Source organism: Crocosphaera sp. XPORK-15E (genome assembly GCF_034931425.1).
GTDB lineage: Bacteria > Cyanobacteriota > Cyanobacteriia > Cyanobacteriales > Microcystaceae > UHCC-0190.
Genome location: NZ_JAYGHQ010000010.1, coordinates 181605 through 195944 on the forward strand (window position 1 = coordinate 181605; position 14340 = coordinate 195944).

General features: G+C 38.6%; 14 protein-coding genes and 2 pseudogenes. 8 read left to right on the forward strand and 8 right to left on the reverse strand.

Going from position 1 to position 14340, the window contains the following annotated elements; genetic code table 11:
* Together VB691_RS13105 and VB691_RS13110 are read right to left on the reverse strand one after the other, a co-directional pair.
* Entirely contained in the window at positions 1–336 is a 336-nt protein-coding gene (locus VB691_RS13105) for a DUF5615 family PIN-like protein (protein ID WP_323291939.1), read from the reverse strand.
* Positions 326–649, reverse strand: coding sequence for a DUF433 domain-containing protein (locus tag VB691_RS13110; RefSeq protein ID WP_323291940.1), 324 nt, complete (start codon positions 647–649; stop codon positions 326–328). The genes VB691_RS13105 and VB691_RS13110 overlap by 11 nt, the downstream gene beginning before the upstream one ends.
* Positions 650–834: 185 nt before the next feature.
* Between VB691_RS13110 and VB691_RS13115 the strand changes: the two genes are divergently transcribed.
* The 3 genes from VB691_RS13115 (at position 835) to VB691_RS13125 (ending at position 3694) form a co-directional block, all read left to right on the forward strand.
* Positions 835–2217, forward strand: a complete 1383-nt coding sequence (locus VB691_RS13115) for an AAA family ATPase (RefSeq protein WP_323291941.1) — start codon at positions 835–837, stop codon at positions 2215–2217.
* The gene (locus VB691_RS13120) at positions 2214–2921 is read left to right on the forward strand and encodes a hypothetical protein (protein ID WP_323291942.1); all 708 of its coding nucleotides are present in this window, start codon (positions 2214–2216) and stop codon (positions 2919–2921) included. Before VB691_RS13115 ends, VB691_RS13120 begins: the two co-directional genes overlap by 4 nt.
* 200 nt (positions 2922–3121) lie before the next feature.
* Entirely contained in the window at positions 3122–3694 is a 573-nt protein-coding gene (locus VB691_RS13125) for a DUF2062 domain-containing protein (protein ID WP_323291943.1), read from the forward strand.
* Here the strand turns inward: VB691_RS13125 and VB691_RS13130 are convergent, their stop codons facing one another.
* Both VB691_RS13130 and def read right to left on the reverse strand, forming a co-directional pair.
* Positions 3695–3892, reverse strand: coding sequence for a hypothetical protein (locus tag VB691_RS13130; protein ID WP_323291944.1), 198 nt, complete (start codon positions 3890–3892; stop codon positions 3695–3697). It lies immediately after the preceding gene.
* Between the two features lie 32 nt (positions 3893–3924).
* Complete coding sequence (gene def / locus VB691_RS13135; protein WP_323291945.1) at positions 3925–4488, reverse strand: peptide deformylase; 564 nt, start codon at positions 4486–4488, stop codon at positions 3925–3927.
* Positions 4489–4867: 379 nt separating this feature from the next.
* On the opposite strand from def, the gene VB691_RS13140 reads away from it, so the two are divergent.
* Together VB691_RS13140 and VB691_RS13145 are read left to right on the forward strand one after the other, a co-directional pair.
* A complete protein-coding gene (locus VB691_RS13140) occupies positions 4868–5818 on the forward strand; it encodes a transposase (protein WP_323291946.1) in 951 nt (316 codons plus the stop codon).
* Positions 5819–5883: 65 nt separating this feature from the next.
* The gene (locus VB691_RS13145; RefSeq protein ID WP_323291947.1) at positions 5884–7011 is read left to right on the forward strand and encodes a metallophosphoesterase; all 1128 of its coding nucleotides are present in this window, start codon (positions 5884–5886) and stop codon (positions 7009–7011) included.
* 27 nt (positions 7012–7038) lie between these two features.
* On the opposite strand, the gene psaK is transcribed toward VB691_RS13145, so the two are convergent.
* The gene (gene psaK / locus VB691_RS13150) at positions 7039–7314 is read right to left on the reverse strand and encodes a photosystem I reaction center subunit PsaK (protein ID WP_323291948.1); all 276 of its coding nucleotides are present in this window, start codon (positions 7312–7314) and stop codon (positions 7039–7041) included.
* 235 nt (positions 7315–7549) lie between these two features.
* Here psaK and VB691_RS13155 point away from each other — a divergent pair, with 235 nt between their 5' ends.
* Positions 7550–7858: a hypothetical protein gene (locus tag VB691_RS13155; protein WP_323291949.1), complete on the forward strand. Its 309-nt coding sequence runs from the start codon at positions 7550–7552 to the stop codon at positions 7856–7858.
* A gap of 101 nt (positions 7859–7959) precedes the next feature.
* On the opposite strand, the pseudogene VB691_RS13160 reads toward VB691_RS13155, so the two are convergent.
* Together VB691_RS13160 and VB691_RS13165 are read right to left on the reverse strand one after the other, a co-directional pair.
* A pseudogene (locus tag VB691_RS13160) lies at positions 7960–8488 on the reverse strand (glycogen/starch/alpha-glucan phosphorylase); the annotation flags it as partial.
* Between the two features lie 367 nt (positions 8489–8855).
* Positions 8856–11379, reverse strand: a pseudogene (locus tag VB691_RS13165) (glycogen/starch/alpha-glucan phosphorylase).
* A 385-nt stretch (positions 11380–11764) separates the two neighbouring features.
* Here VB691_RS13165 and rppA point away from each other — a divergent pair.
* Both rppA and VB691_RS13175 read left to right on the forward strand, forming a co-directional pair.
* Positions 11765–12436 (forward strand): two-component system response regulator RppA, encoded by a 672-nt coding sequence (gene rppA / locus VB691_RS13170; RefSeq protein WP_323291950.1) that lies wholly within the window; start codon positions 11765–11767, stop codon positions 12434–12436.
* Between the two features lie 120 nt (positions 12437–12556).
* Positions 12557–13141: a Uma2 family endonuclease gene (locus VB691_RS13175; RefSeq protein WP_323291951.1), complete on the forward strand. Its 585-nt coding sequence runs from the start codon at positions 12557–12559 to the stop codon at positions 13139–13141.
* A gap of 13 nt (positions 13142–13154) precedes the next feature.
* Here VB691_RS13175 and tgt read toward each other — a convergent pair whose 3' ends face one another.
* Positions 13155–14255: a tRNA guanosine(34) transglycosylase Tgt gene (tgt, locus tag VB691_RS13180; protein ID WP_323291952.1), complete on the reverse strand. Its 1101-nt coding sequence runs from the start codon at positions 14253–14255 to the stop codon at positions 13155–13157.
* Positions 14256–14340: the final 85 nt, after the last annotated feature.

A 14340-nucleotide genomic window follows, 5' to 3' on the forward strand; every position in this document is an offset into this window, starting at 1 on the left:
TCACAGATATTCAACACACCCAAGCATTTCCTCTGGAGAATAAACTTGATAAATCAAAACCAAACCTTCGATAATTTCACCAAAAGAACGAGTTTTCTGCTTACAGTAAACGATCCCAGGATGATCCCTGGTGCGACTAGCAATGATGAGAAAATCTCGATCATGAGTAAAAATTACTCGCTTCTGTTGACGAACAAAATCTAACTGGGATTGATCAGAGGAAGTACGCAATCCTACTGCTATAGTTGTTGTGGCATCAATACCACGACGACTCAGTTGTGAGGCAATTTCAGGATCGACTTGCTCATCAAGGTGAAAGCGAATTTTATCTTTCACTCCTTATTTTTCTCCAATTTTCCTGAAATTTTGATGAAGCACTTCTTAGCTTCATTTCTTCAACAATACCATCAGTTTCAAGACTGTGACGGTCGATTTCTTCCCGATTATCGTAATAATATGACATTGCCGCATAAACGGCAGCTAAGGACAAATCATACTTAACGGCAATTTCTTCTAGAGATTGTCCCATCTCCAAATACATCTCGGCAATAGCAGCAACTGTAATTCTTGTCTCAACAATGCGAGGTTTCCCAAAACAATAATCATGATCTATAGCAATATACTCTGTACTTATTTGTTGGATAGGCATTGGTCTGACTTAGATTAGTGGCAACCTTAACTAATCATATCATTTTATATTCTCTGACTCGGTTGTTCTGTTACTTGGGAATATGAAAATATAACAAAAACTTTACAGTTTATTATTCAGTATATACTTAGGTATAATAGGAACTATGAAAATCACCTATCTTTTGTTATAGGAAAAGTAATCAATTGCAATTTCATCCTAGATCGTGTCGTAATGAAAGGGAAGTGGAGAGCAAGCTAATTGTTCAATATTTACTTCCGCAATTAGGTTATTCTCCTGATAACTGGCATCAAGAGGTTTGTTTTGGGAATATTCGCTTAGATTTTTTGACGGTTGCTGTTAAAAAAATTAAGAATTTTTCCTCATGTGTTGTCATTGAGGCAAAACATCCCCAAGAAAATTTAGATCATCATGTTCGTCGTCTCGGACATTATTTGATAAAAACAAAAAGTTTATATGGGGTTTTAACTAATGGCAAAGAATTCAGGATTTATCAAAGAGAAACAGACAAATTAAAATTAGTCTTTTGTTGTTCTGGAGAAACTATTGAATCAAATATCACCAGGATTAATGCTTTAATTGGAAAGGAGAGTTTACAGTCTAAATCAATTTCTCCTAAATCTCTAACTACTCAAGAGTTTAGTCAAAATTCAGTTAACGTTCCTCAAGTTTCTAAATTACCTACTACGGAGTCAAAAAAAACATCAATGAAAGTTATTACAGTTTATCATAATAAAGGTGGAGTCGGAAAAACAACAACGGTTGTTAATTTAGCTGCCGCTTTAAGTAAGAAAGGAAAACGAGTTTTAGTCATTGATTTAGACAGTCAAGCAAATACAACCTTTGCGACTGGATTAGTTAAATTTGATGATGAAGAATTTGATAATATCAAAGACTGTAATATTCTTCATGTTTTGCGCTCAGAAGACTTTTATAGCATTGAAGAAGTTGCCATTAAATCTCAATTTACTAATCCTGAAATTCATGTTATTCCATCTCATATTGACTTAATGCAGTGTGAAACTGAATTCACTCAAATTGAAAACAGTCGTTTTAGATTACTGAATAAGCTAGAAAAAGCCAAAGATATTTATGATATTGTTATCATAGATACTCCTCCATCATTAAACTTGTATGCTAGAATTGCTCTAATTACTTCTGACTATTTAATTATCCCCTCTGATTTGAAACCTTTTGCTAATCAAGGGTTAATTAATGTCAAAGAATTTATCAAACAAATTGATGGTTTTAGACGACAAATAAGCAGAGAGTCTATTGAAATTTTAGGCATTCTTGCTTGTAAGATTTCTACTAATGCAAAATTTGTAGAATTTAACCTCAGAAAACGTTTAGCAATCATTCCTAAACGTTATGAAATTCCTATGATGGAAACTGTTATTTATGATAGAGATGACTTGGCAAAATGTGCTGAAAAAATGCAATTGATTGGTGATATAGAAATTCCTGATCCTGTATCAATATTGGACTTTAAACCTGATTCTAAAGCAGCACAAGAATTTGAATTACTTGCAATGGAAGTCTTAGAAAAAATAGGAGAAAAACAATGAAATTACTTACCTCACTTGTGTCTGTAAAAAGAATCAATTCATCAGTTCCGCGCTCAAATTTTAATGAGGAGGATATTGAAAAAGCATCTCAGGCAATTTTAGACGCAGAAGGAATTATTAATCCTATTATTCTCGAAAAAACAGACTTAGAATCTTATGAGGTTTTTTCTGGATATTTTGAATATTATGCTGCTGTTAGAGCAAGAGAAATTGATCCCAGAAAAGGTGAGATGATCGGTGCTTTCATCATGGAAAATGACAAAGAAGATGCTATCAAAAAACAGATAGAAATCCTCAGATCACCATCAACACCAGCACCACCAATTATAGATACTGAATCTCAAAGATTGTTCAATTTAGAATCTCGTTTAACTAATATTGAAATGAGATCAGAAATCAGAATCAATGAGTTAAAACAAGATCATCAAAATCAAATAGATGATCTTAAAAATCAAATAAAAGAAATTCAAAAAAATATTCATAAAACTGTTGAAGCATTACAAGCTTTCAATACTTTTAGCCTAGAAAAATTAACTTCTGAACTGATTAGAGTTAATTTTGCTAACAAAAGTAAAATTATTAGCAACATCATTAAAGCACGAGAAACTAAAGGAGAATTCAAATCTTTTGCTGATCTTATCAATAAAGTTGATAAGCTAGGAGATAAAACAGTGATTAAAATAATTGATCACTTTTCTAATTAATTAACATTCAATCAGATTAATTAATTAAAGTAGGGACATAATATATTATGTCCCCATTATTAACATAACCAACTAGGTCAAATCTTGTAACTTATTATACATTTTTATCCTAAATACAGGAGCCGTCTGCCAAAAAGATGTCATTGATCCGAAAAAGGACTGATAGGATAGAAGAACAGTGATTCCTTTGATGCAGCAGAATGACTCATAATGCGCCTTCTGGCCGTTCCCCCACAGCAGTAATCATAAAAACGAAGAAATCATCTCAGACTCGCTTATCTCAACGTCCCTACTCTCGATGGAAACGACAATGGCGTTATCTATACTTGCGGTTTGGACGTTTGCGAGGTACACCAAAATCGATTTCGCGGGGGTTAGCCTTTGGGGTATTTGCGGGCTGCTTTCCTCTGCTTGGACTGCAAACTCTCATTGGAGTCTTACTCGCAGTAATCTTTCGGGGTCATAAATTAGCGGCTGCTGCGGGAACCTGGGTGAGCAACCCTTTAACCTATGTGCCGATCTTCGCCTTTAATTATAAGGTAGGGGAATTATTATTGGGGCTAGGCAGAACAAACCCTCAGCCCAATTTACCGCAAAACTGGCAATCTTGGTCAATGTTACAAGAATCAGGGCTTTATTTTATGGTCACTCTGTTTTTTGGCTGTTTTATTGTCGGGGTAATTGCCTCTATGGGAACCTATTTGATCAGTTTACGGATGTTATCCCGTTGGCGCCGCTTACGCTATGCCAGAAGATACAGAAGCCACCCCTAGTTATTTCATGTTTGCCCTGGTATCTTTAACAGCTACCACGAAAAATAAGACCGTTAAGGGGATGCTCAGGGCTAAAATGATACCTGTAGTCATATTGCCCAATTCGGGGGTTCCTGAGGACAATTCAAAGACAGAACCCACAGCCGCGATCGCCGTAATACAAGACCCTAATAATAATACGCCACTTTTGGGGGTCACAAATGTTACTCCTTATTTGCTCACAAATGTTCTCATTTTACGGGTTTGACTGCCCCTCTGGAAAACCCCTGTTCTCGAAGTTTTTCCGTTAAGGCCAGATCATTATCCACTCGATCTACAAACATAACACCATTGAGGTGATCCATTTCATGTTGAATTACCCGCGCTAATAACTCTGTCGCTTCTATTTTGCGAGGTTTACCCTGTTCATCTTTAAAGGTGACTTCAATGATTTTGGGACGGGTTACATCTAAATAAACCCCAGGAATACTAAGACATCCTTCTTCTACCACACAAAGGTCTTGAGAAGCACGAGTAATCGTCGGGTTGATTAAAATTAAGGGCGGGTTGGCCGGATTATCGGGTTCACAGTCAATGACAATTAATTGTTTATTAATCGCCACTTGGGGGGCAGCTAAACCAATACCACTAGAACTATACATGGTTTGGAGCATTTCTTTGGCTAATTGGCGCACGGAGTCATCTACTTTAGCAATGCGCTTCGCAGGTTGTCGTAAAGCGCGATCGCCAAGATAATGAATTTCTAGGGGAGGATTTTCTAATTTTTGCTTTTCTACTGTGATTACACCCGTCATAGGAAGTTAAGACGATTAACGATTTTCTTCGATTCTATTTTAACCTATACAATAAGATTTTAATCTTGACTTGTCAGACTTACCGAAATAACGCGGGAGCATTTCAGCCATCGTCTTTTAAGCGATGGATGAAAAGGATACGACGGGTTTTAACCCGTCGTATCCTTTTCTTCTTTTAATTTTAGACTATCAATCCAGTCTTCGATAAGTGCTGTTATGGTTTTGTCTTTCTCAGCAGCATATAAATACAACTTATTCCTTCTGCGTTCAGATAAACGAATTGTTAATGATTTAGTCTTCATACATATATTGTTAGTGCATTTATGATAGTATAACACCAGGAGGCTTCCGTGAGCGTCAGCCGAACGGTAAAAATACAATGTATGGATGCCAGCAAAGTTTAATTAGTCCAGACAAACAGCTAAAGGCTATCCTTGAGTTTATTGGTTCTGAGTCTCATAAACTGACTAACTGTGGAATTTATTATGCTCGTCAACTTTATTTTAAAACCTATAAAATTATTGGGAAGTTTGATTTAGATAAAGAGTATAAAAACAACAAGCATTATCAAGTTTTATACTCTCAGGCAGCACAGCAAATACTTAGAAGCGTTGCTGAGTCCTTTAAATCATTCAAAGAGTTGAATAAAAAGTATAGAAAGGGAGAGTTGACCAATAAGCCTCAGCCACCAAAGTCTGTTAATCGTTGGCACAACAAACAGGTGGCTACTCTCAAAGAAGGAAAACCTCAAGGATTTTGGTCAACTAAACTTGCTAAAATCACAGAAAAGCGTAACCGACAAATGAGAGATGCCGTGAACAAAGCAGCGAGACTTGTTATTAGTCACTGTCTTGAGTATCAAATTGGAGTGATTGTTTTTGGATGGAACAAAGAACAAAAGAAGGACAGTAATTTGGGCAAAAAGAACAATCAATCTTTTGTTTCAATTCCGACAGCCAAACTCAAAGAACGCATTAGACAATTGTGTGAACAGTACGGCGTTAAGTTTATTGAAACAGAGGAAAGTTATACCTCGAAAAGTTCTTTTTTAGACAATGATGAGCTACCTAAATATGGTGAGAAACCCGACGGGTGGCAACCATCAGGAAAAAGAACGAAAAGAGGATTGTATCGGACTGCTCAAAATCAGTATATTAATGCTGATGCTAATGGGGCTGCTAACATGATCCGAAAAGTAACCACAACACTTAGTTTTGATTTAAGTCGAGTGTCTAGGGGCGTTTTGACTCGTCCCCAGAAGTTAAAATTCTGGTCAGCTAAAAAGACGCAAAGCAACGTCGATTTATCCCGTTGCGTAGCATCCGCTTAGAATCCCCGTTGCTTTAGCACGGGCAGAAGTCAAAATAATTGGTTAATTGATTTTTTAAGAAAAATATGGCTTATAAGCGTCGTCAATTTTTAATGATCACGGGGGGATTTTTGGGGGTGGGAATGGCCACCATTACCCATCAAGTTTTCAGTCGTAATCAGAATCTTAACCCTCAACCGGAATCTGCGATCGCACCCCAAACGCCCCCAGTTTCTCAACCTGTTGCTGTGGCCCCTGATGGACTTTTTGCCCCCCTGAAAGGCCAGGTAAGAATTGTGGTAATTAGCGATCTTAATAGTCAGTATGGATCAACTACTTATGAACCAGAAGTTGACCAGGCGATCGCCTTAATTCCGGGGTGGCAACCTGATTTAGTCTTATGTGGAGGCGATATGATTGCTGGCCAAAAGCGATCGCTTACCCAGGGCCAAATTCAAGCCATGTGGTCAGCCTTTGATGACCATATTGCCGCACCCTTACGTCAGGCCAAAATTCCCTTGGGGTTTACCATTGGTAATCATGATGGTTCAGGGTCAATTAGTCAAGGAAAATTGACGTTTAAATCAGAACGGGATCTGGCTTCCGTTTATTGGAATGATCCTAATCATAATCCAGGTTTAAACTTTATTGATCGAGGGAATTTTCCTTTTTATTATACCTTTAAGCAACAGGATATTTTTTATTTGGTTTGGGATGCTTCTACTCATATTATTTCGCCTGAACAATTAACTTGGGTTGAACAAAGTTTAAGCAGTTTAGAGGCCAAACAAGCGAAATTACGCTTAGCTATTGGTCATCTTCCTTTGTATCCTGTGGCAGTAGGGAGAAATGATGGGGGAAACTTTATGTATGAGGGAGAAAAATTACAAACCCTATTAGAAAAATATGATGTTCATACCTATGTAAGTGGTCATCATCATGCTTATTATCCAGGGAAAAAAGGTCAATTAGAATTACTTCATACTGGGGCGTTAGGCGGAGGGCCCCGTAAACTTTTAAATAGTAATTTAGCACCGCAAAAAAGTTTAACTGTGGTGGATATTTCTTTAGAAAAAGCAGAGACAACTTACACAACTTATGACATGAAAACTCGAAAAGTTATTGATATTAAAACCTTACCAAAATCTATTGGTAAGGTTTGGCGACGAGATCTTGTCAACCTCAGTTCGATGTCAAGGGTCAAAATAGAATAAACTATTAACTATTGTCCATTGACAATCTTAGAGAAGGCCAGAATTCGATAAGCCTAAAATAATTCCGGCTCCGAGAATATGACCAAAACTAGCCGTTGCCAATAATTCTGGTAATCCAAATTTTTTCCGGGAAGCCAGTTGAGGCAAAGGTAAGTCAGGGCCTGCACCAGTATTTTGAATGGCAAAATAGCCAACAATAAAAGCAAATAAGTTGGCGAAGATCATAATAATCCCCACCGACAAATTCCATTGAGCAGTGACGACAGCATTCGCTTGAGCAAGTATCAGGAAAGTTGTGAGCATTGAGTTTCTGACTCCTTAAATAATCAACTCTAAAACAAGAAGCATTAGCGCGATTTGTTGAGATGGAAAGTTTCTGGGTACCATTTTAACCCAAAACGTTGATCTACCTGAGTTAGACATTAGTCCGACAAACGCAATATATTTGTGTATCTTGGAATACCCAAATATATTGTTTACTGAGTCGTGTTAGGATCGTTGGGTGAAATTTTTTTACTATAATCGAAGGAGTACAAATATGAAGCGAGTCCTTGCCAGTTTCTTTTTTCTGGGTGTTCTTATCTTCCCTATTTCCTCTTTAATCGCCCAAAATCGAGAGTCTTCCTTAACAGGCAGAATTCAGCAAGTTTGGGAGGATGGATTTCGATTAGAAACCACCGATCGCAAAATCACCGTCGATAGTTATGATGTCTGCGGTGACAACACAACCCGTCACCTATCAGTGGGCGATCAAGTAACCGTAAGAGGTGAGATGAGCGGAAGAGAGTTTGATGCTTTCTCTATTACCAAAGCAGATGATACGAGGGTTTGCGTGCAGAAAAGTTGATAAAAGGGCGTTGGTGAGATATAGCATAACCAAATGATTTCAAGATAAATAGAAGGGCTAGAAATTATATTTTCTAACCCCTTATTTCGACTGTTTTTTAATTAGAACTTAGCGGGATTATATTCCTCAATGTTGATAGTTACTGGCTGAACATTCCAAATTTCTCGACAGTATTCAGCAATGGTTCGGTCAGAAGAAAACTTACCCATTCTGGCGGAATTAAGAATGGACATTCTCGTCCATTTATCCTGATCTCGATAGGCTTGACTTACCGCTTCTTGACAGTCAATATAAGCTTGGTAATCTGCCATTAACATATAGAGATCATCATACAAAAGATGATCAACAATGGGCTTAAACAGATTTTGATCTCCATAATTAAAGTAACCGTTAGCAATGCGATCAATGACCCCTTGTAAATCACTATTACGGTTGTAATATTCGCTAGGATTATACCATGAAGGCCTTCATGGTATAAACTTCTTCAGCAGTTAACCCAAAGAGGAAGAAATTCTCAGGGCCTGCTTCTTCCCGAATCTCAATATTTGCCCCATCTAAGGTACCAATAGTTAAGGCCCCATTCATGGCAAACTTCATATTCCCGGTTCCAGATGCTTCTTTTCCGCCAGTGCGATCGCCTATCTCGTAGGTTGGGTTGAAGGATGAAACCCAACCATCATAAATTTGTGTTTAATTAATTTATTTAGTGGCAAGATGAGAATATATGCTCTAATCCAACCTATTTAAACCCCAATGACTTCCCATTCCCACAATAATCTCTAGATCAGCGTTTTAGCCTTTTGGTGGGCAATGCCCACCCTACGCTTATTTATGTCCGACCACTTAAAGATGGAACAGAAACCCCTTTAGTCATGCCAAATCATTCAAACATCAGAAGCGGAACTTTAAGAGCATCCTATTTTAATTTATATAAACGTAGGGGCTTAATAACATTAAGCCCCCGAACATTTAACCTTTACGAAATGCCATAATCTGCTTAGATTTTAGCAGGATTATATTCCTCAATGTTGATAGTTACTGGCTGAACATTCCAAATTTCTCGACAGTATTCAGCAATGGTTCGGTCAGAAGAAAACTTACCCATTCTGGCGGAATTAAGAATGGACATTCTCGTCCATTTATCCTGATCCCGATAGGCTTGACTTACCGCTTCTTGACAGTCAATATAACCTTGGTAGTCTGCCATTAACATATAGGGATCATCATACAAAAGATGATCAACAATGGGCTTAAACAGATTTTGATCCCCATAATTAAAGTAACCGTTAGCAATGCGATCAATGACCCCTTGTAAATCACTATTACGGTTGTAATATTCGCTAGGATTATACCATGAAGGCCTTCATGGTATAAACTTCTTCAGCAGTTAACCCAAAGAGGAAGAAATTCTCAGGGCCTGCTTCTTCCCGAATCTCAATATTTGCCCCATCTAAGGTACCAATAGTTAAGGCCCCATTCATGGCAAACTTCATATTCCCGGTTCCAGATGCTTCTTTTCCGGCAGTAGAAACCTGTTCAGAAAGATCCGCAGCAGGATAAATCTTTTGACCCATAGAAACGTTAAAGTTAGGCAAGAATACCACTTTTAAACGTCCCCGAACATCAGGATCTTTATTAACCACTTCACCAACAGCATTGATTAATTTAATAATCAATTTAGCCATAAAATAACCAGGGGCCGCTTTACCACCAAAAATAAAGGTACGGGGCAAAATATCTAAATCAGGATTGCGCTTAATATGGTTGTAGAGGCTGATGATATGTAAGACAGCCAAATGTTGCCGTTTGTATTCATGGATGCGCTTTACTTGCACATCAAACAGAGAATTAGGATCAACTTGAATGTTGCGGCTTTTGAGGATGTAAGCGGCTAAACTGCGCTTATTTTCTTGTTTAATTTCTCGCCAACGGTGACGGAAATCTGGATCTTCAATGAAAGCTTCAATTTTCCGCATTTCATCGAGATTCTTTAACCAACCATCCCCAATTTTTTCAGTCACTAAAGCTGATAATGCGGGGTTACTTAATAAGATCCAACGACGAGGCGTTACTCCATTGGTTTTATTGTAAAACTTCTCAGGCCAAAGTTTAGCAAAATGTTTGAGGGTGTCTTTTTTCAAGAGTTCCGTATGTAAGGCGGCAACCCCATTAATAGCGTGGGAACCCACACAAGCTAAATTTGCCATCCGAATGCGTTTGTCTTCCCATCCTTCAATTAAAGAAAGATTCGTGACTAAATCTTCATCGTTGGGAAACCAAGTTTTGACATCTTCGAGAAAACTATGGTTAATTTTATAGATAATCTCTAAATGTCGAGGCAGAAGACGACTAAATAGATCTACAGACCAGCGTTCTAGGGCCTCTGGCATTAGGGTATGATTGGTATAGGCGAGGGTCTTTTTCGTAATATCCCAGGCTTTGTCCCAATCATAATTGTGTTTATCGATTAATAAGCGCATTAACTCAGCTACCGCTACTGCTGGGTGGGTATCGTTGAGTTGTACGGCTACCTTCTCATTGAAGTCGTCTAAACTATCATGAGTCCGTAAATGAATGCGTATTAAGTCTTGTAGAGATGCAGAGACAAAGAAGTATTGTTGGGCTAAGCGCAGTTGTCGTCCCGCAGGAGTATTATCATTGGGATAGAGAACCTTGGAAATGGTTTCTGCATCCATTTTTTCGGCTACTGCGTGATCATAATTTCCCGCGTTGAAGGCTTCAAAGTTAAAGGCTTCACTCGCTTCGGCTTTCCATAGTCTTAAGGGGTTCACTGTATTGGTTTTGTAACCAGGAACCGGAGTATCATAAGGAATGGCTAGAATGCTACGATCAGCTATCCAAACGGTTTTGACATTGCCGTGTTCATCATGGATAGTCTCTGTATGACCCCCTAATTTTACCTCAACCGCGTCGTCAGGACGGGCTAATTCCCAAGGGTTATCAAATCTTAACCAGTTGTCGGGAATTTCTACTTGCCAACCATCTTTGATCATTTGATGGAAAATCCCGAATTCGTAGCGAATGCCGTAACCAATAGCAGGAATGGCTAAGGATGCCAGAGAATCCAAGAAACAAGCTGCTAAACGCCCTAAACCCCCGTTTCCTAACCCTGGATCTGGTTCTTGTTCAATAATCTCATCAAAGTCAAGCCCTAACTCTTGGACTACCTCTTTGATTCTGTCATAAAGTCCCAGGTTTACTAAATTATTACCTAGATGACGACCCATGAGAAATTCAGCGGAGAAATAAGAAACAAGTTTGACTTTTTCTTTCTTATAGGTGTCTACTGTTTTTAAGAAGCGATGGAGTAGGCGATCGCGGACAGTATAGGAAAGGGCAATATAATAATCATGAAGGGAGGCTTCTGAACGATCAATGCCTTGAATGTAGAAAAGATGGTCGAGAAATGCCCGCTTTAGGGTTTCTTTACTCATCCCTGTGCGATCGTCTTCGACTTTAATGTTCGGGCTATTGAATTGAGAGGTTAATGTACTGTCCATAAATTAATCCTGAATAGGCTATGCAAACTTATCTGAAGAATATAGATTTAGCTAAGCAATCAAAGGCCAGCATATACGATTATGTGGTGAGATTAGATTGCTTTGGTTATGCTTCTTTGACAAATGTACTTTTCTCAATCTCTATACCGATATCGTTCACGGTCGATTGTAAAATATATATGTTGCATCTTCCTGATTTCTTTAGGTTTATTTAATGCACTAACCAAAGGGCATAAACCACAGGGCATAATGGTATTATGCCCCTACAAATTATCATAAATATTGTAAGGGTTTAACACTGTTAAACCCTTCACTTTTAATGAAGGACATAATGGTATTATGTCCCTACAAGTAATCGGTTGTACGTTATTGATTTATCATTATAATGAAAATTCTTTTAGTAGACGACGAAGCGGAATTAACTGAACCCCTCTATCATATTTTATCCCGTGAAGGCTATGAAGTAGATGTGGCAGATAATGGCAAAAAAGGCTATGAATTAGCTTTGCAAAATGCCTACGATTTGTTAATCTTAGATTGGATGTTACCTGGTAAGTCAGGCCTAGAAATTTGTCAAGCATTGCGATCGCAAGGAAACACAACCCCAGTGCTTTTCCTGACAGCAAAAGATACCCTAGATGATCGAGTAGTTGGACTAGATGCCGGGGCCGATGATTATTTAATTAAACCCTTTGAATTACGGGAATTAATGGCCAGGGTTCGCGCTTTGTTACGTCGTTCACCTGGTTTTGAAACGACTACAACCAGTAAATTAAAGGTAGCAGATTTAGAATTAGATCGGGATAATCAAATAGCCTATCGTCAGGGAAGAATGATGAACCTTTCTGATAAAGAAGTTAAACTATTAACCTATTTTATGCAACATCCTGGCCAACTTTTGACCCATGAACAAATTTATCAGCATTTATGGACAGAACAAGAACAACCTAATAGTAATGTTTTAGCGGCCTTAATTCGTTTATTAAGACGCAAAATTGAAGAAGAAGGCCCCTTAATTCACACTGTTTATGGCAAGGGTTATCGGTTTGGCGAATAACTTTTATGCCTTTACAAGTTGAAGATTCAGGGATGCTGTCAATTTATATCCGTTGAATACTATATAATAAAAGTTGAAATAGTAAAGTAGCCATTAAAAATAATAACTATTACTAAGTAGATGGAAACCATTACCATTCCCAAAGGATTTAAAGTCACTCCAGAACAATTTGATCAGCTTGCCTCTGCTGAACAACTGGCAAGAATGGAGTTAACTAAAGAAGGAGAATTAATTATTATGAGTCCTACTGGTGGTGAAGCAGGGAGAAAAAATCGTCGTTTAACACAACAGATAGGAGTCTGGACAGATCAGGACGGTACAGGAGAAGCTTTTGATTCTTCTACCGTATTTATCTTACCAAATGGTGCTAGAAGAAGTCCTGATGTTAGCTGGATTAAATTAGAACGCTGGAATGCTTTGACTCTTAAACAAAAACAAGGTTTTCCTCCTATTGCGCCTGATTTTGTTATTGAATTAGTAAGTCCCAGTGACATGAAAAATCAAAGATACTCTGACTTACAATTAAAGATGAAAGAATATTTAGATAATGGAGTTAAATTGGGTTGGTTAATCTCCCCATCAATAAAAACAGTAGAAATATATAGATTGGGTTATGAAGTAGAGATTTTAAACCAACCTCAGACCCTATCAGAAGATGATATTTTGCCTGGGTTTATTTTAGATTTAAGGGAGATTTTGTGGTAATATATTAGTGAATTTAATTCAACCATTGAGCAAATTCCGTCGTAAAGCGATCGCCTAAAATTGCTGCTCGAATGCGTTGGGTAAACCGCACTAATTCCGTAATATTGTGTAAAGATAACAGGATATAACCGAGCATTTCCTGCGATCGCACTAAATGATTAAGATAGGCACGACTAAAGGTTTGACAAGTATAACAAGGACAGTCCGGGTCAAGGGGAGTCAAATCCTCTCTAAATTGGGCATTTTTGAGGTTCCAACGCTCTCCGGCCACTAAAGCAGTCCCGTGACGGCCAAAACGAGTAGGAATCACACAATCAAACAAATCGACCCCTGCAGCGATCGCCATCACCATTTCCTTATAAGTTCCCACCCCCATTAAATAGCGAGGTTTAGCAGCAGGAAGCAAAGGGGCCGTTAATGTAACAATTTCCCGTACTTTGGCCGGTTCTTCCCCCACACTAACCCCTCCAATAGCATAACCAGGTAAATCAAATTCGATCAACCCTGATACAGCCTTACAACGTAACTCAGGATAAATCCCCCCTTGAACAATACCAAATAAAGCTTGCTCCTGGGGTCTTTGATGGGCATTAATACAGCGTTCCAACCAACGATAGGTGCGATCAGTAGCCGCGGCCACAGTAGCATAGTCAGCATTACCTGGGGGACATTCATCAAAAGCCATAATCACATCGGCCCCCAGATCATTTTGAATCTGTATCGAACGTTCCGGGGTTAATTCAATAATACGGCCATCCCTCGGCGAACGGAAAGTGACACCCAGTTCTCGAATTTGCCGCAATTCACTCAAGCTAAACACTTGAAAGCCCCCAGAATCAGTTAAAATGGGGCCCTGCCATCCCATAAACCCATGAAGTCCCCCGGCAGCTTTGATAATAGCTTCACCTGGTTGGAGATGAAGGTGATAGGTATTAGCTAAAATCATCTGTGCGCCCGTAGTTTGCAGTTGGGCGGGAGTTAGGCCTTTCACCGTTGCGAGGGTTCCCACAGGCATAAATTTTGGGGTTTCTACCAGGCCATGAGGAGTTGACCAAACACCGGCCCTAGCGTGGGTATGACAACATTGTTTTTGGGAATGAAAAGAAAAGCCCACAATAATTTATCTGGTATTTACAATTGAGATTTGACACTCCACTCCCTGAAGTGAGTGGATTCTTGCTTCGTAGATTCTTAACTAG

Coding starts and splice junctions, on each gene's coding strand:
- VB691_RS13110 (WP_323291940.1), bottom strand. CDS start 649: ATGCCTATCCAACAAATAAGTACAGAGTATATTGCTATAGATCATGAT.
- VB691_RS13120 (WP_323291942.1), top strand. CDS start 2,214: ATGAAATTACTTACCTCACTTGTGTCTGTAAAAAGAATCAATTCATCA.
- VB691_RS13125 (WP_323291943.1), top strand. CDS start 3,122: ATGACTCATAATGCGCCTTCTGGCCGTTCCCCCACAGCAGTAATCATA.
- def (WP_323291945.1), bottom strand. CDS start 4,488: ATGACGGGTGTAATCACAGTAGAAAAGCAAAAATTAGAAAATCCTCCC.
- VB691_RS13140 (WP_323291946.1), top strand. CDS start 4,868: ATGTATGGATGCCAGCAAAGTTTAATTAGTCCAGACAAACAGCTAAAG.
- VB691_RS13145 (WP_323291947.1), top strand. CDS start 5,884: ATGGCTTATAAGCGTCGTCAATTTTTAATGATCACGGGGGGATTTTTG.
- psaK (WP_323291948.1), bottom strand. CDS start 7,314: ATGCTCACAACTTTCCTGATACTTGCTCAAGCGAATGCTGTCGTCACT.
- VB691_RS13155 (WP_323291949.1), top strand. CDS start 7,550: ATGAAGCGAGTCCTTGCCAGTTTCTTTTTTCTGGGTGTTCTTATCTTC.
- rppA (WP_323291950.1), top strand. CDS start 11,765: ATGAAAATTCTTTTAGTAGACGACGAAGCGGAATTAACTGAACCCCTC.
- VB691_RS13175 (WP_323291951.1), top strand. CDS start 12,557: ATGGAAACCATTACCATTCCCAAAGGATTTAAAGTCACTCCAGAACAA.